The sequence below is a fragment of the Fontibacillus forbon genome, assembly GCF_046559655.1.
Taxonomy (GTDB): Bacteria; Bacillota; Bacilli; order Paenibacillales; family Paenibacillaceae; genus Fontibacillus.
The window spans coordinates 1-22,337 of sequence record NZ_JBKGFV010000003.1 but is presented as its reverse complement, the minus strand read 5'-3'; the positions used below and the strand labels follow the sequence as shown (position 1 = coordinate 22,337).

Below are 22,337 nucleotides of genomic sequence, written 5' to 3'. Positions count from 1 at the left end.
TTTTCTCAAACCCGTATCGGTGTAAATGCCAATAAAAGTGGTGAACTCTATGTGTAGTGTCCGCACACGTATAATTAAAATTTAAACCATGGTTCTGGTCTCCATCATAATACCATGATCTCCGGTCCGTGAGACTCTCAACCGCAATTTTTATTTCCCCAAGCAGAATTGGGAAAAGATTTGGTCAATCAACGCATCCGGCGCCGAATCTCCAATAACTTCACCTAGCTGTTCCCAGGCCAGCCTTACATCAATTTGCATGATATCAATTGGTATTCCGCTATCCGCAGCTTCATATGCTTCCGCCAAAGACTGCTTCGCCTTCTTAAGCAGGGCAATATGCCGCACATTGCTGACATACGTTAAATCGCCCGATTCCAGCTTCCCGCCAAAGAACAACCGGGATATTGCCTCTTCCAGATGATCTAAGCCCTCCTGGGTTTTCACGGACAGCTCAACTACGGCATTTTCCGGGAAATAATGACTTACCTTGGCTCTGTCCAATTGCTGTGGGAGATCGATTTTATTCAAAAGCACCAAGGTAGGCCGCCCGCTCAGTTGCTCCATCAATTTTAATTCATCTTCGTGTAGCGGCTCTGCGCTATTCAGCACCAACAAAATCAAATCCGCTTCCAATACGGCCGCTTTGGAACGTTCCACCCCGATCTGTTCGACGACATCCATCGTCTCTCGGATCCCGGCCGTATCCAGCAGCTTCAAAGGAATATTGTTAATCGTAACGTATTCCTCGATGACATCGCGAGTCGTCCCCGGAATATCGGTTACGATCGCTTTATTTTCACGGGCCAGCGCATTCAGCAGCGAGGATTTGCCGACATTTGGCCGCCCTACGATGGCTGTCGTAATCCCTTCGCGCAGGATCTTCCCCTGGTTGGCCGTTTTGAGCAATCCATCGATCCCTTCCGTCACTTCTGCGCATTTGGTTTTTATAAACTCCGTGGTCATCGACTCCACATCATGCTCCGGATAGTCGATATTTACCTCGATATGCGCCAACGTTTCTACTAAGGTATGACGCAGCACGTTAATTTTGCGCGACAACTCGCCTTCCACTTGCTTCAACGCCACCGAGAACGCCCGGTCCGATTTCGACCGGATCAAATCGATGACCGCTTCGGCCTGGGACAAGTCGATCCGCCCATTCAAAAAAGCGCGCTTCGTGAACTCCCCAGGCTCCGCCAGCCGGATATCCCGCTGTTGCAGCAGTAAATCCATCACGCGCTTCACCGAAATAATGCCCCCGTGGGTGCTGATTTCCACCACATCTTCCATGGTAAACGACCGGGGCGCCCGGAACAACGAGACGAGGACTTCCTCCAACTTCTCGCCCGATTGCGGGTCGATGATAAATCCGTAATGTACCGTGTGGCTCTCCGCCTCCGGCAAAGCCATCTTGGAGCGGAACAAGCGCCCCACTTCGGCAATTGCCTCGGGTCCGCTGACCCGGATGACGGCGATCCCACTCTCCCCTACCGCGGTTGAAATCGCGGCGATCGTGTCGCTAAGCATATATTGTCACCTCGAATATTAAAAGTTATAGGTGAATCTTCGGCCGCTCCGCAACCCGTTTGATTCTCCGATCGCTGTTGCAGCCGGATTATTTGATCTTATAAATTCTAAAATGGTCATAATCCGGCTGCAAAGGCGAACGCTAACGCTTCTCCGAATTCAAACGGCCTTGCTAAGCTAACGATTTCACCATGTGTAGAACCTAGCTAGCGCATCCTCGAAGGGGACTGCGCCCTCTTTGCGCCACCGTCCAGCGCATTCCCGAAGGGAACAGCGCCTCTTTAGCCCATGTAGCAGTCAAAAACCACAGAGGATCCCCCCGCTCCCATGCAGGCGCGCTTACGTATAGCGTGCCCCAAAGGGGCGACAAGCGACTCCTTCCGCCAAGCCGCCCGGGTGCGTCCGAAAGCAGCAGTGCCTCCACCAAGCCAGGTAGCCCGGGAGCGCCAAAAGTAAGACGTACCCGAAGGGGGAAAAGCGTGCCACGCGCCCAACAAAAGCGCATCCCCGAAGGGGACAGCGGCAAAGGAGTGCCTCTTGTTCTCCCACGTTCCCGCAGTTTGCGGGTGATCCCCTAGGGCAGCAGGCTCTCGGGGGGCCCTCCCTTACGGTAAGGGAGGGTTTGGGAGGGTTGAGTCACCGGTTTGGGAGGGATCCCAGTTGAGATCCCCAAGACAATAAAAGAAAAGCAATGACATTTGCCAAGGCAAAACGTCATTGCGTCTCATGCATCATTTGCTCTGCTTCAGTGTAATAATGACCCTCCGGTTAGGCTCTTCGCCTTTACTGTAGGTCTTGACCTCCGGATGATCCTGAAGTTTGGAATGAATCACTTTGCGCTCCTGCGGCGACATCGGTTCAAGAGCAACTTCCTTGCGGGTACGAATGACCCGTCCGGCTAATCTTACTGCCAGGTCTTCCAGCGTCTTTCTCCGCCGTTCCCGGAAATTCTCAGCATCCAGAATAATGCGGATAAAGTTCTCGGAATAACGGTTAGCGATAATGTTCGCCAAGTACTGAAGCGAGTCGAGGGTTTGTCCGCGACGGCCGATCAGTACGCCAAGATCACTGCCTGAAATGTTCAGTACGGTGTTGTCTTTCTGATGGACAATCTCCACGTCTACTTGGAGGCCCATATTCTCACCGACGTCCCTGATAAATGACGCCGCCACTTCATAAGGATCCTGTCCGGCATGAACATTACCCCCGTTCTCCTTCCGGATCACAGGCGTACGTTCTTCCGAAGAGATTCCTTGCGGCGGAGCGGATGGCTTGGATTCGGACAACAAAGTCAATTCGACTTTGGCCTCCTTCACCCCAATCAGCCCCAGGAATCCTTTTGATGGCTGCTCCAACACATTCACGGCGACTTGGTCCTCGGTGGTGCCGAGCTTGGCCAATCCTTGTTTTACAGCTTCTTCAACGGTTTTTCCTGACGTCACTATACTCTTCATTTCGATTTTTTGGCCTCCTTGGCACCTTTGCCGGGATGACCGGCTTTTAGATTCGAACCGCCCTTTTTCGATTTTCCGGAGGAGCCTGAGCTTGTTGCGATGGTATTAGTAACAAGGACGGGATCTTTTTTACGGTAAATAAAGTAGTTTTGCGCAATCGTGTACAAGTTACTGAAAATCCAGTACAACGGAAGCGCGGCGGCAAAATTCATCGCCATGACAAAAATCAGAATCGGGTAGACAAACATCATAAACTGCATCGGACCCTGCATGCTGCTTGGGTTCATGTTCGACATCATCTTCGTCTGAATGAACGTGGTCAATGCAGCGACAATCGGCAAGATGTACCATTTATCCGGTTCACCGAGCTGGAGCCATAAGAAGGAATGGTCCCGGATCGCCGAGTTGTGATAAATCGAATTATATAGAGCGATGAACACCGGCATCTGAATGATTAACGGGAAACAGCCGGCCATCGGATTTACCTTGTTTTCCTGGAACAGCTTCATTGTTTCTTGCTGTTGTTTCTCCGGGTTGTCCTTATACTGCTCACGAATTTTCTGAATTTCCGGCTGAATCGCCTGCATGGCCTTCGAACTCTTGACCTGCTTCAAGGTAAGCGGTAAAATCAACGTCCGAACGATCAGCACCATGACGAGAATGGCCAGTCCATATGCTCCGCCAAACCAGTCCGCAAACGTATCCAAAGCAAGCGAGAAATAATAAACGACGTTCGCCGTCCACCAGGAACCGCTCTTCGCCATGTCCTCGGTAGTGCTTGAAAAATTGGCGCTTTGCGTACCGCACCCGGCCAGCAAAGTCATCAGGCCGATTGCGAGGATGAGGAGAAGCCATTTCCTTTTGTTATTCGTAATACGCGACACTTCAAAACCCCTCTCTTAAACCTATCCATCATTGTAAATCATACCATATTTATATGGACAAAGAAACCAGCATGCTTACCGTCCGGAAGGCTTGAGCAGCGAGGCTTTGCGCAACACGTGGAGCACACTTTTCTCCAATTCCTTATACTCCATTCCAACCGCTCCGTTACGAACGATCAGAATCAAATCCAGATGATCCCGGATTTCGGATTCATGCAGACGAACGATCTCCTTCAGCATCCGGCGCATCCGGTTGCGGACGACGGCGTTGCCGATCTTTTTGCTGGCGGAAACACCGAGACGGAAACGCTCTATCTCGGGCTTGGCCGAATAGTAAACGACGAGTTGGCGGTTGGCGAAAGACTTCCCGTAGCGGTAAACCCGGCTGAAGTCTGCGCGATTTCTTAATCTAAGCTTTCTATGCACGAGCTTTTCTCCTCGATTTGAGCTCCTGAAGGGTAAAAGTACTATTGTAATTATAGACCAATCCCAAAAGGCATAAACGATGCAAAATAGCCCCACAAAGTCGGGCTTGTACACCCGTATTTCTTCCTTATACTTTGTGGGGACCGTGAAATATCATCTATAGGGTATCTTAATATAATGTAAAAAAAGACCACCGTAGTGGTCTTCATACAGTCATTAAGCACTCAATACTTTTCTACCTTTTTGACGGCGAGCAGCCAGAACCTTGCGGCCGTTTTTCGTGCTCATTCTTTTACGGAAACCATGAACCTTACTACGTTTGCTCACATTTGGTTTAAAAGTCGGTTTCAATTTATTGCACCCCCTTAACAGGAATCGATCACTGTATATTTACCATTTTCATATCCACAGAAAATGCCTTTTTACATTTAACCATAACCCCCATGAAAAGTCAACCGAGCCCGGCATTTCTTTTTTCACCCCCTCCCTCACTGTGTACAAAATTTCAAAAAAGTTTTCCACAGCCCGCTCTGTCTTTCCCGCCTCGCATAAAAGTTATACACATGTGGAAAAGTAAATTGAATCTGACAGTTTCCTTATGTTTTCAATTAGAAATCGCTTTCACTAAGGTTTACAGTGGCCGGACAACAGGGTAATATGAATAATGTAGAAGTTGTATACAAGTATACTTGTTTATGAAAGGGTGTTTTTTATGAAATTAGGCATGATCGGACTTGGTAAGATGGGTTACAACCTCGTGCACAATTTGCTCCAGCATCGCCATGAAGTGGTGGCCTTCGATATGAACAGCGAAGCCGTTCAGAATACCGCGAAAGAAGGGGCCATTCCTGCCTCCAGTCTGGAGCAGCTTGTCCACTCCCTGGAGACACCGCGCATTGTTTGGGTGATGGTTCCTGCCGGTCCCGCGGTTCAATCGGTAGTAGATACACTGCTTCCGCTACTTGCCCCAGGCGACATCATCATTGACGGCGGCAATTCGCACTATAAAGATTCGCTTGCCCTGGCCGAAAAATGTTCCGGCCACGACATTCATTTCTTCGATGTCGGTACTTCCGGAGGCGTTGAAGGCGCCAATCATGGCGGCTGCTTTATGATCGGCGGTAATGAAGAAGTATTCCGCGGAATCGAGCCGATTTTTAAAGATATCGCTGTCGACCGCGGATATTTGTACGCAGGGAAACACGGTAGCGGCCATTTTCTGAAAATGGTGCATAACGGGATTGAATACGGCATGATGCAAGCGATCGCGGAAGGTTTCGAATTGCTGGACAAAAGTCCGTTCGATTACAATTTCGAAGACGTGGCCCGCGTTTGGTCCAACGGTTCCGTAATTCGCGGCTGGCTGATGGAACTGACGGAGAATGCGTTCTCCAAAGACCCTAAACTGGAAGGAATTCGCGGCGTCATGAAATCTTCCGGCGAAGGAAAATGGACTGTCGAAACCGCACTGGATCTGCAAGCGAGCGCCCCGGTGATCGCATTGTCCCTGTTCATGCGCTACCGTTCCCTAGAATCCGATACATTCCACGGCAAGGTGGTTGCCGCCTTGCGCAACGAATTCGGCGGCCACGCGGTCGAATCCGCAAAATAAGATAGGAGAGTCAACTATATATGAAGTTTCCTGCTTCCTGGCTGAAGGGCAGTTCCTTGGGCGAATCCATCGCCTGCGAGCTGCGCCTTCAAATTATTAACGGCACCATCAAGCCGGGGGAAATTCTGTCCGAGAACCGCATTGCCGCGGATTTCGGAACGAGCCGTTCCCCGGTTCGCGAAGCGTTGAAAACGCTATCCGGCGAAGCTCTAATTACTTTGCAGCGGATGGGCGCCGTCGTAAACGGCCTTCAATTGAAAGAGATTGAAGAATTATATGATGTTCGCTATCTCATAGAGAGCTTTGCCTGGCAGCGTCTGGCCGAGAAAGATCCGGCTCCGTTGCTGTCTAGCCTTCAGCAAATCGTCGACAAGATGGAATTGGCCGCCAAGTACGGCGATGTCGTGGAATTTGCTTATCAAGACCTGTCTTTTCACGAGTTAATTATCACTTCCGCCAATCACACGCGCATTTTGCATTTATGGACCAGCATCCGGCAAATCGTAATGACCGTCATGCTGATTACTACGGAAGATGTTTTATCTCAAGGAGAAGACAAAATCAATTATGTGGTGGATAAACACCGCAAACTGCTTAAAGGGCTGGAGTCCAGAGAACCCGCCGTCATCTCGACAAGAATTGAAGAATATTTCGCGGATTCCCGCAATACGTTGCATACGAGTATGAAGGAATCCATCTAAAGCTCATTGACAACCGCATTCATGAATTTTCAATCCTTGCTTCATACTAAGGTTAAGTAGTCCAAGAAACCTTCATCTTCGCTTGCAGCCCTGTTACACGGGGTAAATAAAAGGAGGAGCACCATGAGCACGTTATTCAACATGAGCCACAACGCCACCTTGTTATTTTGGACCCTGGTGACCATCGTTTTTCTTATCGTTCTGATTTCCAAATATAAATGGAATCCGTTCGTTACCTTGTTAATATCCGCATTGCTTCTTGGCCTGCTGGCCGGCATGCAGCCGCTGGACGTGGTCAACTCGATCACGAGCGGACTGGGAGGAACCCTCGGCACGATAGCGATCGTCATCGGGCTGGGCACCATGCTCGGCAAGATGATGGCCGAATCCGGCGGCGCGGAGCAGATTGCCAACACGCTTGTCGATCGTTTTGGAGAAAAAAGGGTCCATTGGGCCATGATGATCGTCGGCTTTATCGTCGGGATTCCCGTCTTTTTTGAAGTCGGAGTGATTCTGCTCATCCCTATTGTCTTTACCGTCGCGAGAAAAACAAAAATGTCGCTGCTGCAAATCGGCATTCCGATTCTGGCCGGTTTGTCCACGGTGCACGGTCTTGTTCCGCCGCATCCGGCTCCGATGATCGCCATTGAAGCCTATGGGGCAAATCTGGGGCGAACGATTTTATATTCTCTTATAGTAGGAATTATTGTCGCCATCATCGCCGGTCCCCTCTTCGGCAAATTTATCGGCAAGCGCATCGTTCTGGAACCGCCGGCTGAACTTGCGGATCAATTTGCGGTAAAAGGTACGCGGAAGCTGCCGGGATTCGGGATTACGCTGTTTACGATTTTGCTGCCGGTCATTTTGATGCTGATCGGCTCGATCGCCGACATTATCGATCCGCAGGCTACCAGTAACGTTACGCTGTTCTGCGAATTTATCGGCCATGAAATTATGGCTTTGTTAATAGCCGTTGTCTTCTCTTTCTTCTCCCTCGGTTTCTCGAGAGGGTTTACGAAACATGAAATTTCCCGCTTTACGAGCGAATGTCTCGCACCGATCGCCACGATCGTTCTGATCATTGGAGCGGGCGGCGCCTTCAAACAAGTATTGATTAACAGCGGCGTAGGCGGCGCAATTGCGGAGATCGCCACTGGCGCCCATGTCAACGTCATCCTGTTTGCCTGGTTCGTCGCCGCCTTGATTCGGGTCGCCACCGGTTCGGCTACCGTCGCCATGACGACCGCTGCCGGCATCGTAGCGCCCGTGCTGGCCCTCACTCCCGGCGCCAACGTAGAGCTCGTCGTACTCGCTACCGGAGCGGGTTCCATTGTTTTGTCTCACGTGAACGATGCCGGGTTCTGGATGGTAAAAGAATTTTTCAATATGACGGTCCCGCAAACATTAAAGTCCTGGACGGTGATGGAAACGATCCTATCCGTCGTAGGCTTGGCGCTGATACTTCTCATCAGTGTCTTTTAATCAAACAGAAATTTTCAGGGAGAGAAGGTTAATCTGATGGAACAAATTTCTTATATGATCGGAATTGATATAGGAACGACCAGTACCAAGGCCGTATTGTTTGAAGAGAACGGCAACATTGTTGCGACGGCAAACGAGGGTTATCCGTTATATACCCCTACGGCTGATGTAGCTGAACAGGATCCGGAAGAGATTTTCGTCGCGATGCTGGCCGCCGTCCGCCACGTGATGGATCAGAGCAAGGTTGCTCCGGACCACATCATGCTCGTCTCCTTCAGTACGGCGATGCATAGCGTCATCCCCATCGACCGGGACGGGAAGCCTTTGATGCGGTGTCTTACCTGGGCGGACAATCGAAGCGTGGAATGGTCGGAAAAATTGAAAAATGAGCTGGGCGGACATGAAATTTATTTGCGCACCGGCACCCCGATCCACCCGATGTCCCCCCTGTCCAAGTTGCTTTGGCTACGCCATGATATGCCCGAAGTTTTTAATAAAGCGAGTAAGTTTATTTCTATTAAAGAATACGTCTTTGCCAAATTGTTCGGAGAATACGTCGTGGATCATTCCATCGCTTCTTGTACCGGCCTGATGAACCTGGAGAACCTCGACTGGGACGAAGATGCGCTGAAGATCGCCGGCATAACGCCGGACCAGTTATCCACCCTGGTGCCAACCACGCATATTATGAAGGGACTCTCCGGCAAATATGCGGATCAAATGGGGCTTCGTGCCTCCACCCCGTTCGTCATCGGCGCCAGCGACGGCGTACTTTCCAATCTTGGCGTCAACGCCATTGATCCGGGGGTCGTAGCGGTCACGATCGGAACGAGCGGAGCGATCCGCACGGTGGTCGACCGTCCGAAAACCGACCCGAAAGGCCGTATCTTCTGCTACGCGCTGACGGAGAAGCATTGGGTCATCGGCGGTCCGGTCAACAATGGCGGCGTTATTTTCCGTTGGGTACGCGACGAATTCGCCGCTTCGGAAGTCGAAACGGCTAAGCGCCTTGGGATTAGCCCCTACGACGTTTTGACCAAAATCGGTGAAAAGGTACGCCCCGGTTCGGATGGACTCTTATTTCACCCCTATTTGGCCGGAGAGCGGGCTCCCTTGTGGAATCCGAACGCCCGTGGCTCCTTTTTCGGCCTGACCCTGCATCACCAGAAGGAACACATGATACGCTCCGTGCTGGAAGGCGTCATTTATAACTTATATACCGTACTGCTTGCTATGGAAGAACAGATCGGCCGGCCCCAAAAAATCCAGGCCACAGGCGGATTCGCGCGTTCTCCGCTGTGGCGGCAGATGCTGGCGGACATTTTCGATCAAGAGGTCGTAATTCCCGAAAGTTTCGAGAGCTCCTGTCTCGGCGCCGTCGTACTCGGATTATATGCGCTCGGCAAAATCGACTCTTTTGACGTAGTTTCAAGCATGGTCGGCGGCACGTTTGAACACACCCCTATCAAAGAGCATGCTGCCATTTATAAAGAACTCCTCCCCATTTACATCCGCATTTCCCGCAAGCTGGAGGAAGACTATGAAGCGATTGCCAAATTCCAGCGGAATTTGCCCGCGGAGTAACCGCCACTGATTTTTCTATATGAAGAGGGCTGCCCATAAGCAATATTGTGTTGCTTAACCGGGCAGCCCTCTTTTTCGATATTCACAAATTCTTCGCAAGCCAACTTTTGGACATATAACATCCTGTGCATAATTTTTTCAATAAAATCTCGGATCCTGTCGAATTTTAAACATATTATAAACAATATGTAGTGGTGTGGGTTAAAATTATACACAAGTTATTGAATTTGTGGATAAAATCATGCAGTGCATTGAAAAATAAGGCTTCTTTTGCTATGATTATATTGCTTTTGTTGTGAATATCTAAGTTTAACATCAAAATTATTAACAGCCTGTGGATAACATTGTGAACAATTCGAATTTATTCTTGTTTATAATGATTCCACTTTTCTGACTTATGGGGATAATTTTCCCCATTATTTATGTTTTTTCGACCCCTTTCTGTATGGCTCATGCCACAATTGGAAGATTTAAAAGGAGTGACCGCTGTGGATAGCCATACCTCCGATATATGGCAGCATATTTTATCCATCATCAACACCAAACTCAGCAAACCCAGTTTCGATACCTGGTTTAAAGCGACCAAAATCGTTTCGCTAAGCGATCGCTCGATCGTCATTTCCGCACCGACCACGTTTGCCGTAGAATGGTTGGAAAGCCGTTATACGAAACTGGTAGCCACCACCGTTTATGAGTATCTGGGCAAACAAGTCGACGTTTCCTTCGTGATTGAGGAATCCTCCGTGCCTGAACAGACTCAGGTATATAAGGAGCCCCCTGCACCCGTCCAAGCAGAGGAAAGCGTTTCCAATATGCTTAACCCGAAATATACGTTCGATACGTTCGTCATCGGTTCAGGCAACCGGTTTGCTCACGCAGCCTCACTCGCTGTAGCTGAAGCACCGGCCCGGGCCTATAATCCGCTATTCCTGTACGGAGGCGTCGGTCTCGGCAAAACGCACTTGATGCACGCCATCGGCCATTACATCCTGGAACATAGCCCCAGCAGCAAGGTCGTCTACATTTCTTCCGAGAAATTCACGAACGAATTCATCAATTCGATCCGGGACAACCGGGCGGAAAGCTTCCGCAACAAATACCGGAACATCGACATCCTGCTGATTGACGACATTCAGTTTATCGCCGGCAAGGAGTCGACCCAGGAAGAATTTTTCCATACGTTTAACGCGCTTCATGAGGAACGCAAGCAAATCATCATTTCCAGTGACCGGCCGCCAAAAGAAATACCGACGCTGGAAGAACGGCTCAGGTCGCGGTTTGAGTGGGGCTTGATCACGGACATTCAACCTCCGGATCTGGAAACCCGGATCGCCATCCTCCGCAAGAAGGCCAAAGCGGAGAACCTGGACATCCCGAACGAAGCGATGATGTATATCGCCAACCAAATCGATACCAACATCCGGGAGCTTGAGGGCGCCCTTATCCGTGTCGTCGCTTATTCCTCCCTCATTAACCAGGATATTACGACGCATCTGGCCGCCGAAGCGCTGAAGGACATCATTCCTTCCAGCCGTCCCAAGATGATCACCATTCAGGACATCCAGCAAAAGGTCGGAGAGTACTATAATCTGAGGCTTGAGGATTTCAAAGCGCGCAAGCGCACGAAGGCCATCGCCTTCCCCCGCCAAATCGCCATGTATTTATCGCGGGAGCTGACCGATTTCTCGCTGCCCAAGATCGGGGATGCCTTCGGAGGCCGTGACCATACCACAGTCATTCATGCCCACGAAAAAATAACCCAGCAGCTCAAAGCCGACCAGGATCTCTATAAAGTTATCAACAATATCACGGAGAAAATTAAAAACTCATCCTGAATAAGCTATAAGCCTATGCACATTATATTCACATGTGGATAGGCTTCATTTCATATATTACGGTGCGTTATCCACATATTCAGGGCCCCTACTACTTCTTCTATATATTTTAAAGATATACATCATCCTAAATAGCGGCTATGCCGCCTTGGAAAAAAATCGAAATTCAGGGCATGCTTAACGGTTCATTTGCGGTTACAATAGATAGGTACGAGGAACGCCCGAATGCATTTGGTTGCTAAAATCAAGTTTATGCAGTTTGAGATGAATTATGACATTTTTCGAATTTCGAAGTGAGTTTATTTACGAAGAGATAACTAAGAAGCGAAGGCTTCATAACCAAGCATAGAGGCTATGCTTCATAAAACTTTTAGGAGTTGAATTTATGAAAATCCGCGTTTTAAAGCATGATTTGAACGAATCCATCCAATATGTGGCCAAGGCCATCTCCAGCCGGACTACCATCCCTATTTTGACGGGGATCAAGCTGGAAGTTAACTTTCAGGGGATGACGCTGACCGCAAGCGATACCGACATTTCCATTCAAGCGTTTATTCCTGCTGAGGATCAAGACAAACAAATCGTGCAAGTAGAACGCCCTGGTAGCGTTGTGCTCCCGGCGAAATTTTTTGTGGAAATTATCAAAAAGCTCCCTTCCAACGAAATCGAGATGGAGGTGCTGGACGGGTTCAAAACGCAAATCCGTTCCGGCTCTACCGATATCCAGATGGTCGGCTTGGATCCGGAGGAATTCCCGGTGCTTCCAAGCATTGAAGAGAACCAGGTCATTTCCATTCCAGGCGATCTGCTGAAAAATATGGTGAAACAAACGGCGTTCTCCATATCCTCCAATGAAAACTCGCCTATTTTAACGGGGGTATTATGGAATTTGAACGATAACCAATTCAAATTCGTCGCGACCGACCGCCATCGTCTGGCAAGCCGCATAGCTGAACTTGACGATGCCGAAGGCGTACGCTTTAGCAATATTGTTATTTCCGGCAAAACGCTGAACGAGCTTAGTAAAATCATTCCCGACCAAAACACGCGAGTGGATATTGTCGTGGCGGATAATCAGGTATTGTTTAAAATTGACCGGGTGTTGTTCTATTCCCGGATTTTGGACGGGACTTATCCGGATACTTCCAAGATTATTCCGACAAGCTACAAAACAGAACTTGTTTTGGACACGAAAAAATTAAGCGAATCGATTGACCGCGCTTATTTGCTGTCCCGTGAGGAAAAGACGAATATCGTGCGTTTGCAGACCATGGAAGACGGAACGATCGAAATTTCATCCAGTTCGTCCGAATTGGGAAAAGTTACCGAGCAACTGGAATTGGCTCAATTTACGGGCGATCCGCTGCGGATTTCGTTTAACTCAAAATATATGCTCGATGTATTAAAAGTGGTGGAGAGCGAGCAGTTACACATCGGCTTTACCGGAGCGATGAGCCCGATTATCATCAAGCCGATCGACGACACGCAAAGCCTCTACCTGATTCTGCCTTACAGAACAACTAACTAAGCGAGGTAGATTTATGAAAACCGTTAGAATTTCCAGTGAATATATTAAACTGGATCAATTTTTGAAGTTGGCCGATTGCGTTTCTACGGGAGGCATGGCCAAAGCTTTGCTGCAAGAGGGAGCCGTAAAGGTCAATCAGGAGCCGGAAGAACGCCGGGGACGGAAGCTGTATCCCGGGGACCTGATTGAAGTGGCCGATTGCGGTTCTTTTCAAGTAGAGCGCGGCGAGGAGTAAAGGCTCCCTGAACCTGGACGACGGGGGGAAACGAGGAGGGCCTGGGATAACGTGTTTGTTAAATCATTATCACTCATGAACTACCGGAATTATGAAACACTGTCGCTGGATTCCTTCGGGAGCGTTAATCTGATGATCGGGCGAAATGCTCAAGGCAAGACGAATCTGCTGGAGGCGTTGCTGGTGCTTGCGCTGACCAAGTCTCACCGTACGTCCAAGGATAAGGAATTGATTTCCTTCGGCAGCGATCATGCCACGGTGGCCGCAGAGGTGGAACGAAAGTACGGATCCGTCGGTCTTGAGCTGCGTTTTTCCCACCAAGGAAAGCGGGCGAAGTTGAACGGTCTGGAGCAGCGGAAGCTGAGCGATTTTGTCGGAGTGTTGAATGCCGTCATGTTCGCACCCGAGGATTTGGAGATCGTCAAAGGCACGCCGGGAGTCCGGCGGCGTTTTCTTGATATGGAAATCGGCCAGGTACAGCCAAGCTACCTGTTTCACCTTCAGCAGTATCAAAAGGTGTTGGTCCAGCGTAACAACCTGCTCAAACAAGCCTGGGGCACAAGCAAGGACAGCGGGACGATGCTGGAGGTCTGGAATGCGCAACTCGTAGAGCACGGTGTTAAAATCATCAAGAAAAGGAAACAATTTATAAGAAAACTGCAAAAATGGACCCAGCAGATTCATGAAGGCATCACCGGAGGCGGCGAAAACCTGAAATTATCCTATCTTCCGTCCTTCGGCGAGGCCGACGAAGAAGATGAAGCTGTCTTATTGGAGCAATTTATGATAAAGTTATCACAAACGAAAGATCAGGAAATCCGCCGCGGGATGACCCTTTCGGGCCCTCATCGCGATGATTTGGCTTTTCATATCAACGGGAATGAAGCGCAAAGTTTCGGTTCCCAGGGCCAACAGCGGACAACGGCGTTATCACTTAAACTGGCGGAAATCGAGCTGATCCACGAGGAGATCGGGGAATATCCCATTTTGCTTCTTGATGACGTATTGTCCGAATTGGATCCGTACCGCCAGACTCAATTGATCGAAACGTTTCAAAGCAAAGTGCAGACGTTCATCACGGCTACGGGGATTGAAAGTCTTAATGCCAGCCGTCTTCAGGACGCCAGCATTTTTCATGTTCAAGAAGGACGAGTCCAGAAGTAGAACGGGGGAAGGCGATGTACATTCATTTGGGCGGGGAGAAGGTGATTCTCTCTTCGGAACTTGTGGCGATTTTCGATATTTCGATTGAGAAATCGTCCAAAATTTCCAAGCAATTCGTAAGTCACGCTATCAAAGAAAAGCAAGTGATGCGGATCGGAGAAGAAGAGCCGAAATCGATTGTAGTGACCAAGAATACGGTGTACTATTCGCCGATTTCCTCCGCGACGCTGAAGAAGAAGACGAACATTCAATCTATGGTGTAATCCATTGTCATAGAATCTATAGAAGTAGGTGAAGGCATTGTCTATGAACGAGCAATCGTATGATGAGAGTCAGATACAGGTACTGGAAGGTTTAGAGGCGGTTCGCAAACGCCCCGGGATGTACATCGGTTCCACCAGTGCCCGTGGTCTGCACCATTTGGTCTGGGAAGTCGTCGACAACAGTATTGACGAAGCTTTGGCCGGCTATGCGAACAAAATTGATGTTACCGTCCACGAAGATAACAGTGTAACCGTCGTTGACAACGGACGCGGAATTCCGGTCGGCGAAAATACGAAACTAAAAAAATCGACCCTGGAAGTCGTTATGACCGTGCTTCATGCCGGGGGGAAATTCGGCGGTGGCGGATACAAAGTGTCCGGGGGTCTGCACGGGGTAGGCGTATCGGTTGTTAACGCCCTCTCCGAAAAAGTCGTCGTTCAGGTTAACCGGGATGGCCACACTTATCAGCAAGAGTACCATCGCGGGGCTCCGCAATATGACGTTAAGCAAGTAGGCGATTCCGACATCACCGGAACAAAGACAACATTTCATCCGGATCCGGAGATTTTTACGGAAACGACCGTTTTTGATTACAATATCCTGTTGACCCGGATTCGTGAGTTGGCGTTTTTGAACAAGGGGATCAATATATCTTTGACCGATGAACGGACAGGTGCCTCCGACTCGTTCCATTACGAGGGCGGCATCATGGAATACGTCAAATTCCTGAATCAGAACAAGGAAGTTCTTCATGAAACGCCGATCTATGTGGAAGGCGCACGCGAAATGATTCAGGTTGAAATTGCGCTGCAATACAACGACAGCTATACGGAAAACATTTTTTCGTTTGCCAATAACATCAACACGCATGAAGGCGGCTCTCATGAGTCCGGCTTCAAGAGCGCATTGACGCGGATTATTAACGATTATGCGCGCAAGAACGGCTTGATTAAAGAAAACGACTCCAATCTGACCGGAGATGATGTGCGTGAAGGCTTGACTGCGATCATTTCCGTCAAAATTCCTGAGCCGCAGTTTGAAGGACAAACGAAGACGAAGCTCGGCAACAGCGAAGTGCGCGGGATCGTGGAATCCTTATTCGCGGAGAAGCTCCAGGAATTCATGGAGGAAAATCCTTCGGTTGCCCGTCGGGTATTGGAGAAAGGGTTGCAAGCCTCCCGTGCACGGGAAGCGGCGCGTAAAGCACGCGAGTTGACCCGTCGTAAGAGTGCGCTGGAAGTCAGCGCCTTGCCGGGCAAGCTGGCGGATTGCTCCTCCAAGGATGCATCCATAAGTGAGCTGTACATCGTCGAAGGCGACTCCGCAGGCGGATCGGCCAAGCAGGGCCGGGATCGTCACTTCCAGGCGATTTTGCCGCTGCGGGGTAAAATCCTGAACGTGGAAAAGGCGCGCTTGGACCGGATTCTCGGCAACGCGGAAATCCGGGCGATCGTTACCGCGCTCGGCACCGGGATCGGTGAAGAGTTTGACATTGCCAAAGCCCGTTATCATAAGGTCATTATTATGACCGATGCCGACGTCGACGGCGCGCACATTCGTACTCTGTTGCTGACGTTCTTCTTCCGCTACATGCGGAAGATCATCGAAGCCGGATACATCTACATCGCTCAGCCGCCGCTCTTTAAAGTGGAGCGGAACAAGGTGGTTCGATACGCCGGTTCCGAGAAAGAGCGCGACGAAATTATCGCCGAATTCGGAGAAAACGCCAAATTCAACGTACAGCGGTATAAAGGTCTCGGGGAAATGAATCCCGATCAGCTATGGGAGACCACGATGGATCCCGAAAGCCGGACCATGCAGCAGGTATCGATTTCCGACGCCATTCAGGCGGATGCGATTTTCGATACGTTGATGGGTGATAATGTTGAGCCGCGGCGCGACTTTATTCACGAGCATGCCAGAACCGTAAAAAATTTGGATATCTAAATCAAAGACTATTAAGAAAACCTCGCCGAATGGCGGGGTTTTTTTGATCTGCGAATGATGCGGTCCTTCGTCTATTTCTTTAATCTGCCGTAGGCGACCGCGTAACGGTGGATTTTTTTATAAATATCCTTGTTTTGCAGTTTCTTAAAGGGAAAAAGCGCGGGAAGGGTGTTTACTTCCAAAATCCAGATATTAAACTGCTCGTCTATAGCGATATCAAGACCGATTTCTTTGAGGTTGGGAAACTTTCGGGTTAGCTGGGACGCTGCGAGAACGCCTACCTGCTTCATCTCTTTATACATCTGCAGATATTCTTTGGGTTCAAGATACGGGCTGAGCAAATCTTCGATGGGCATGACCGAGCCGCCGCCGTGATAGTTGGTAATGATTTTTTGCTGTGCGGCCACGCGACCGATAAAGCCTGTCGTTTCCCAAGTTTTTTGCGGCGTCTTCTGTACTAGTGCGCGAATATCGAATTTGCGGCGGCGAAAGGTCAGCAGATGGATTCCTTTTTGAATCAGGAAAAATTTCTTGCCGATCCTCTCCAATATGGCCGCGTGCAGGTCTTCTAGCGTAGAATACAGTTCACTTTGAATTCCGAAGCGGAGCTTATATTGAACTGGGCTTTCCGGTTCTAATTCATCGTTCCAAGGCTCAATGCTCATGACCCCGTTACCGTATGTTCCCCGGTCCGGTTTGACGTAGACCAGTCCGTGATTATCAATCATATCTTTCAAATGTTCGAACGTATATTTTCGCGTTTCGGGAATGTAGGTGCGGATCAGCTCCTTTTGTTTTAGAATGACCGTTTTTTCCCATTTGCTCGCAATGCGCTGAATCGCCAACTGAGAATCCTTCCTTTCCATCACCCCGGGCTGCTATTGTTTCAGGCATGAAAAACATAGGACAGAAGAGATAAACAATGGTATAATTATAAGATATGGGGATTTTATAAGTTTTTTGAATCTTTTTTGGAACAACCTCTCAAAATGCCTATATTTGTAGTGTATGAAGAGTGGATGCAATGGGAATGGACACATCCCCATTTTATTTTGTGCCTGCTGTAAATGGGGACCGAAACCCATATGTTTAATTGTGCATGATTTGTGAAAGTAATATAATGAATCATAGCGGTTTTTCGGGGAATCAACTTGGTTTTTTCAGAATTCTATCCCGTTTACATAGGCACTTGGATAGATTATTGAAGGAGGTCCAGCATGGCGGAAGAAAAATTTTCGCAAATTATAGACCGGGACATTAATGTGGAAATGCGCGAATCCTTTATGGATTACGCCATGAGTATTATTGTCAGCCGTGCTTTGCCAGACGTAAGGGATGGACTGAAGCCCGTGCATCGGCGTATTTTGTACGCTATGAACGAGCTTGGCATGCATCCTGATAAGCCGTTTAAGAAATCGGCGAGAATCGTCGGCGAAGTCATCGGTAAGTATCACCCTCATGGTGATTCTGCGGTTTATGAAACGATGGTGCGGATGGCACAGGATTTTTCCATGCGTTATATGCTTGTCGACGGTCATGGTAATTTCGGGTCGATTGACGGCGATTTCGCCGCAGCGATGCGTTATACGGAAGCACGCCTTTCCAAGATTGCTATGGAAATGCTGCGCGATATCAATAAAGAAACGGTAGATTTCATGCCGAACTACGACGGCGAAGAGAAGGAACCTATTGTACTTCCGGCACGTTATCCAAATCTGCTGGTCAACGGGGTTTCAGGGATCGCGGTCGGGATGGCGACCAATATTCCGCCGCATAATTTGGGCGAAGTCATTGACGGGGTTCAGGCTTTGATTGCCAATCCTGATCTGGATTCGCTGGATTTGATGGAATATATCAAAGGCCCGGATTTCCCTACGGCGGGTTACATCATCGGGCGTTCGGGAATACGTCAAGCTTATACGACAGGGCGCGGCTCCATTACAATGCGTGCTAAAACGACGATCGAGGAGAATAACAACAAGGCCCGGATTATTGTGGACGAGCTCCCTTATCAGGTCAACAAAGCGCGTTTGGTGGAAAAGATCGCCGAACTGGTCCGCGAGAAAAGAATCGACGGCATTACGGATTTGCGGGACGAATCCGACCGGAACGGTATGCGCGTAGTGATCGAACTGCGCCGGGACGTGAACCCTAACATCGTGCTGAACAATTTGTTTAAGCATACGGCGCTGCAAAGCACGTTCGGCATCAATATGCTGGCGATCGTTAATAATGAGCCGAAGATTCTGACGATCAAGGAAGTTCTTCATCATTATTTGCAGCACCAGATTGAAGTTATTCGTCGCCGGACGGAATTTGAATTGAAAAAAGCGGAAGCCCGCGCACATATCCTGGAAGGATTGCGTATTGCGCTCGATCATCTGGACGAAGTAATCGCGCTTATTCGCGGATCGCAAACGACGGACAGCGCCCGGACCGGGTTGATGGAACGCTTCGGGCTGAGCCAAGAGCAAGCCCAGGCGATTCTGGACATGCGTCTGCAACGTCTGACCGGTTTGGAACGCGAGAAGATTGAGAACGAGTACCAGGAGCTGATGCAAAAGATCGCGGAATACCGTGAGATTTTGGCTAATGAAGCACTCGTTCTGCAAATCATCAGCGAGGAGCTTCAAGAGATCCGTGACCGGTTCTCCGATGAGCGTCGGACCGAAATTATGGTCGGAGAAGAAGCCATTCTGGACGAAGACTTGATTCCGCAGGAAGAGGTCGTTATTACGATCACTCATACCGGATACATCAAGCGCTTGCCTTTGACCACTTACCGCAGCCAAAAACGCGGGGGACGGGGCGTTGTCGGGATGGATACCAAGGACAATGATTTCGTGGAGCATCTGTTCGTAACGAACTCGCACCACTACCTCATGTTCTTTACCGACCGCGGTAAAGCCTACCGGCTTAAAGCTTATGAGATTCCTGAGCTTGGCCGGACAGCGCGGGGGACTCCGATTATCAATCTGATTCAGATTGAGCAAGGGGAAACCGTCAATGCGGTCATTCCGGTCGAGCGTTTCGATGAAGATAAGTATCTGTTCTTTGCTACCCGTTCAGGGGTCGTGAAGAAAACGCCGATCGAAGACTACATCAATATCCGTAAGGGTGGGCTGATCGCCGTAAATCTGCGCGAGGATGATATCCTGATCGATGTCAAACTCACGGATGGCCATCAAGAGGTCATTATGGGGACGGCCCAAGGCATGTCCATCCGCTTCCCTGAGAGCGACGTACGTTCCATGGGTAGAGCGGCTACCGGGGTCAAAGGCATTACGCTGGACGATGAGGATCAATTGATCGGTATGGATGTCATTGTACCTGAACAGGATATTCTCATTGTTACGACCAACGGTTACGGCAAACGGACACCGGCCTCGGAATACCGGATCCAAAGCCGGGGCGGTAAAGGGATTAAGACGATCAATGTAACGGAAAAGAACGGCCCTGTAGTCGGTCTGAAAGTCGTTAAAGACGAAGAGGATCTTATGATCATTACTTCTAGCGGTACCCTGATCCGGACGAGCATGGAGGGTATTTCGACCATGGGCCGGAATACGCAGGGCGTAAAACTGATTAATATCCGTGAGGATGATTCTGTAGCTACGGTTTGCCGCTCGGATAAGACGGAGGAAGAACCGGAAGAAGAATCACTGGATGGAGACGGAGAGGTAGTACAAGCCTCCTCCGAGGGCAGTGATACGAATGCGCAAGAAGTGGCAGAACAAGGACCTGAGGGTTTAGAAGAATAAGAAAACACGATTAAACCGGACTTCCTTTTTAGGAGGTCCGGTTTTTTTAAAATTCAATATATTATGGGTTGCAAAAAGGATTGTTGGGCAGGTGGTCTCGTAATATAATGACATTATGTAGTACTATTTCACTAGATAGGGCACCTACCCTAAACATTGGAAGATTGAGGAGCGAGAGTGAATTATGGCTAGTGTCCCTGTATTGGAACTTAAACCCGGGTTGAAAATTGTCAATCATGTACATACTCCCTTGGGCAGTCTTTTGCTGCATAAAGGAAAAGTGTTGCTGCCCAGAGATTTAGATATATTACGCGCATTTATGGTCCAACAGGTAGAAATCGAGGAGACGCAATCCAAAGGGCGGGAGGAATCCGTAGATGCCCTCGAATCTGCCGGAAAGTCGGGACGGGGCGTTAATGCGGCTGCTGCAGTAGTGATTCAATATGAAAGCGAACAATCGCCTGCCGGCCCTCTTTACAAAGAGTATGACCGGATGCTGCATTTGACGAAAAGCGCATTCCAATCGGTTCTGGCTTCCGAACTCCCGATCTATGAACTGCGCCATCAATTAGAAGCATTGATCAAGCAGTTGAAACACTTTAATATACTCACTTTCGTTCCCCGTAATATGAATGAATATGATTATTTGTTCCATAATGCTATTTTGTCTTCACTAACTTCCTATCAGATTGCAAAGTGGTACGGCCTGCCGCAAAAAGACTGGATGCAGGTGGCGTTTGCGGGCTTGCTTCACGATATCGGCAATACAAAAATAGATCCGGGAATCCTCTACAAACCGGGCCTTTTGACGGATGATGAGTCGGAAGAAATGCGGATGCATACCACTTACGGTTATCAGCAACTCCGTAAAACTTCAGCCATTAATGAGGGTGTAAGACTTACGGCACTGCAGCATCATGAAAAAATGGACGGTACAGGCTATCCATTCCGCCTAAGCGGAGACAAAATTCATGTCTATGCTAAAATTGTAGCTGTTGCCGATATTTTTCATGCAATGACTTTAAACCGGAGATATCGCAAGGCACAGTCTCCTTATCTGGTTCTTGAGCAAATCAAATCGGAAGCCTTCGGCAAGCTTGATCCGGGGATTGTCCAAACGTTTGTGGAAAAAGTGACCCAGTTTCACAATGGCATGCGGGTACGTCTCAGCAACGATAGCGTGGGAGAAATCGTCTTTTCCGACCGTCAGTATCCAACGCGTCCCATGGTTTCAGTACAGGGTGAAATCGTCAATCTCGTGCAGGCAAGACATCTGCATATTGAGGAAGTTCTTTCCTAGGGTTGCTTTTTAGGTTGGTTATGGGGTATATTAATATTCGCTGCTGCGGAAGGCAGTTCGAGATTTAAAATCTTGATGAAAAAGTTTTTTGAAAAAAGACTTGCAAGATTCCGCAGTAAGTGATATATTATAAGAGTTGCCGCTGAAACAACGGCAACCCGAAAATGAAGTTGATCTTTGAAAACTGAACAACGAGTGAGTATTAAAATGAGAATTAATTTTCTCGTCAGTTTCAAAATGAGCAAGTCAAACACTTTGATGGAAAGCCACTCCCTTTCAGGAGAGTAGATCCTTCCATCTTTATTGGAGAGTTTGATCCTGGCTCAGGACGAACGCTGGCGGCGTGCCTAATACATGCAAGTCGAGCGGACTAACGGATTCCTTCGGGAATCCGTTGGTTAGCGGCGGACGGGTGAGTAACACGTAGGCAACCTGCCCGTAAGACTGGGATAACTACCGGAAACGGTAGCTAATACCGGATAATTTATTTTGCCGCATGGCGGGATAATGAAAGGCGGAGCAATCTGTCACTTACGGATGGGCCTGCGGCGCATTAGCTAGTTGGTGGGGTAACGGCTCACCAAGGCGACGATGCGTAGCCGACCTGAGAGGGTGAACGGCCACACTGGG

At 49.1% G+C, this 22,337-nt stretch carries 18 protein-coding genes and 1 rRNA gene; 13 read left to right on the top strand and 6 right to left on the bottom strand.

Annotation, left to right across the window (positions count from 1 at the left end):
* Positions 1–150 precede the first annotated feature (150 nt).
* The 5 genes from mnmE to rpmH form a co-directional block, all read right to left on the bottom strand.
* Positions 151–1,530 (bottom strand): tRNA uridine-5-carboxymethylaminomethyl(34) synthesis GTPase MnmE, encoded by a 1,380-nt coding sequence (mnmE, locus tag ACLB09_RS12100; RefSeq protein WP_410770095.1) that lies wholly within the window; start codon positions 1,528–1,530, stop codon positions 151–153.
* Between the two features lie 731 nt (positions 1,531–2,261).
* Complete coding sequence (gene jag / locus ACLB09_RS12095) at positions 2,262–2,984, bottom strand: RNA-binding cell elongation regulator Jag/EloR (protein ID WP_410770094.1); 723 nt, start codon at positions 2,982–2,984, stop codon at positions 2,262–2,264.
* On the bottom strand, positions 2,981–3,868 hold the full coding sequence (locus ACLB09_RS12090) for a YidC/Oxa1 family membrane protein insertase (protein WP_410770093.1): 888 nt from the start codon (positions 3,866–3,868) through the stop codon (positions 2,981–2,983). The genes jag and ACLB09_RS12090 overlap by 4 nt, the downstream gene beginning before the upstream one ends.
* 75 nt (positions 3,869–3,943) lie before the next feature.
* Positions 3,944–4,294, bottom strand: coding sequence for a ribonuclease P protein component (gene rnpA, locus ACLB09_RS12085; RefSeq protein WP_410770092.1), 351 nt, complete (start codon positions 4,292–4,294; stop codon positions 3,944–3,946).
* A gap of 216 nt (positions 4,295–4,510) precedes the next feature.
* Positions 4,511–4,645, bottom strand: coding sequence for a 50S ribosomal protein L34 (gene rpmH / locus ACLB09_RS12080; protein ID WP_044481584.1), 135 nt, complete (start codon positions 4,643–4,645; stop codon positions 4,511–4,513).
* A 361-nt stretch (positions 4,646–5,006) separates the two neighbouring features.
* On the opposite strand from rpmH, the gene gnd reads away from it, so the two are divergent.
* The 10 genes from gnd to gyrB all read left to right on the top strand — a co-directional run bounded on the left by gnd (position 5,007) and on the right by gyrB (position 16,646).
* Positions 5,007–5,906: a phosphogluconate dehydrogenase (NAD(+)-dependent, decarboxylating) gene (gene gnd / locus ACLB09_RS12075; protein ID WP_410770091.1), complete on the top strand. Its 900-nt coding sequence runs from the start codon at positions 5,007–5,009 to the stop codon at positions 5,904–5,906.
* Between the two features lie 20 nt (positions 5,907–5,926).
* Positions 5,927–6,607, top strand: a complete 681-nt coding sequence (locus ACLB09_RS12070) for a GntR family transcriptional regulator (protein WP_410770090.1) — start codon at positions 5,927–5,929, stop codon at positions 6,605–6,607.
* 123 nt (positions 6,608–6,730) lie between these two features.
* Positions 6,731–8,089 carry a GntP family permease gene (locus tag ACLB09_RS12065; RefSeq protein ID WP_410770089.1) on the top strand — a complete coding sequence of 453 codons (1,359 nt, stop codon included), beginning with the start codon at positions 6,731–6,733 and terminating at the stop codon, positions 8,087–8,089.
* 36 nt (positions 8,090–8,125) lie between these two features.
* Complete coding sequence (gene gntK / locus ACLB09_RS12060) at positions 8,126–9,673, top strand: gluconokinase (RefSeq protein ID WP_410770088.1); 1,548 nt, start codon at positions 8,126–8,128, stop codon at positions 9,671–9,673.
* Positions 9,674–10,161: 488 nt separating this feature from the next.
* Positions 10,162–11,508, top strand: a complete 1,347-nt coding sequence (dnaA, locus tag ACLB09_RS12055; RefSeq protein WP_410770087.1) for a chromosomal replication initiator protein DnaA — start codon at positions 10,162–10,164, stop codon at positions 11,506–11,508.
* Between the two features lie 385 nt (positions 11,509–11,893).
* On the top strand, positions 11,894–13,036 hold the full coding sequence (gene dnaN, locus ACLB09_RS12050; RefSeq protein ID WP_410770086.1) for a DNA polymerase III subunit beta: 1,143 nt from the start codon (positions 11,894–11,896) through the stop codon (positions 13,034–13,036).
* 13 nt (positions 13,037–13,049) lie between these two features.
* On the top strand, positions 13,050–13,271 hold the full coding sequence (gene yaaA, locus ACLB09_RS12045) for a S4 domain-containing protein YaaA (protein WP_410770085.1): 222 nt from the start codon (positions 13,050–13,052) through the stop codon (positions 13,269–13,271).
* Between the two features lie 51 nt (positions 13,272–13,322).
* On the top strand, positions 13,323–14,435 hold the full coding sequence (gene recF, locus ACLB09_RS12040; protein ID WP_410770084.1) for a DNA replication/repair protein RecF: 1,113 nt from the start codon (positions 13,323–13,325) through the stop codon (positions 14,433–14,435).
* A 14-nt stretch (positions 14,436–14,449) separates the two neighbouring features.
* Positions 14,450–14,698 carry an extracellular matrix regulator RemB gene (gene remB, locus ACLB09_RS12035; protein ID WP_410770083.1) on the top strand — a complete coding sequence of 83 codons (249 nt, stop codon included), beginning with the start codon at positions 14,450–14,452 and terminating at the stop codon, positions 14,696–14,698.
* A 43-nt stretch (positions 14,699–14,741) separates the two neighbouring features.
* Positions 14,742–16,646, top strand: a complete 1,905-nt coding sequence (gene gyrB / locus ACLB09_RS12030) for a DNA topoisomerase (ATP-hydrolyzing) subunit B (RefSeq protein ID WP_410770082.1) — start codon at positions 14,742–14,744, stop codon at positions 16,644–16,646.
* Between the two features lie 71 nt (positions 16,647–16,717).
* Here gyrB and ACLB09_RS12025 read toward each other — a convergent pair whose 3' ends face one another.
* Complete coding sequence (locus ACLB09_RS12025; RefSeq protein WP_410770081.1) at positions 16,718–17,491, bottom strand: YheC/YheD family protein; 774 nt, start codon at positions 17,489–17,491, stop codon at positions 16,718–16,720.
* 372 nt (positions 17,492–17,863) lie between these two features.
* On the opposite strand from ACLB09_RS12025, the gene gyrA reads away from it, so the two are divergent.
* The 3 genes from gyrA to ACLB09_RS12010 form a co-directional block, all read left to right on the top strand.
* Positions 17,864–20,407, top strand: a complete 2,544-nt coding sequence (gene gyrA / locus ACLB09_RS12020; protein ID WP_410770080.1) for a DNA gyrase subunit A — start codon at positions 17,864–17,866, stop codon at positions 20,405–20,407.
* A gap of 184 nt (positions 20,408–20,591) precedes the next feature.
* Positions 20,592–21,707, top strand: a complete 1,116-nt coding sequence (locus tag ACLB09_RS12015) for an HD-GYP domain-containing protein (protein ID WP_410770079.1) — start codon at positions 20,592–20,594, stop codon at positions 21,705–21,707.
* A gap of 300 nt (positions 21,708–22,007) precedes the next feature.
* Positions 22,008–22,337, top strand: a 16S ribosomal RNA gene (locus ACLB09_RS12010); the annotation flags it as partial.

Excerpts from the sequence above, each read along its gene's own strand:
- mnmE (WP_410770095.1), bottom strand. The coding sequence starts at position 1,530 with ATGCTTAGCGACACGATCGCCGCGATTTCAACCGCGGTAGGGGAGAGT.
- jag (WP_410770094.1), bottom strand. The coding sequence starts at position 2,984 with ATGAAGAGTATAGTGACGTCAGGAAAAACCGTTGAAGAAGCTGTAAAA.
- gnd (WP_410770091.1), top strand. The coding sequence starts at position 5,007 with ATGAAATTAGGCATGATCGGACTTGGTAAGATGGGTTACAACCTCGTG.
- ACLB09_RS12070 (WP_410770090.1), top strand. The coding sequence starts at position 5,927 with ATGAAGTTTCCTGCTTCCTGGCTGAAGGGCAGTTCCTTGGGCGAATCC.
- ACLB09_RS12065 (WP_410770089.1), top strand. The coding sequence starts at position 6,731 with ATGAGCACGTTATTCAACATGAGCCACAACGCCACCTTGTTATTTTGG.
- gntK (WP_410770088.1), top strand. The coding sequence starts at position 8,126 with ATGGAACAAATTTCTTATATGATCGGAATTGATATAGGAACGACCAGT.
- dnaN (WP_410770086.1), top strand. The coding sequence starts at position 11,894 with ATGAAAATCCGCGTTTTAAAGCATGATTTGAACGAATCCATCCAATAT.
- yaaA (WP_410770085.1), top strand. The coding sequence starts at position 13,050 with ATGAAAACCGTTAGAATTTCCAGTGAATATATTAAACTGGATCAATTT.
- remB (WP_410770083.1), top strand. The coding sequence starts at position 14,450 with ATGTACATTCATTTGGGCGGGGAGAAGGTGATTCTCTCTTCGGAACTT.
- gyrB (WP_410770082.1), top strand. The coding sequence starts at position 14,742 with ATGAACGAGCAATCGTATGATGAGAGTCAGATACAGGTACTGGAAGGT.
- gyrA (WP_410770080.1), top strand. The coding sequence starts at position 17,864 with ATGGCGGAAGAAAAATTTTCGCAAATTATAGACCGGGACATTAATGTG.
- ACLB09_RS12015 (WP_410770079.1), top strand. The coding sequence starts at position 20,592 with ATGGCTAGTGTCCCTGTATTGGAACTTAAACCCGGGTTGAAAATTGTC.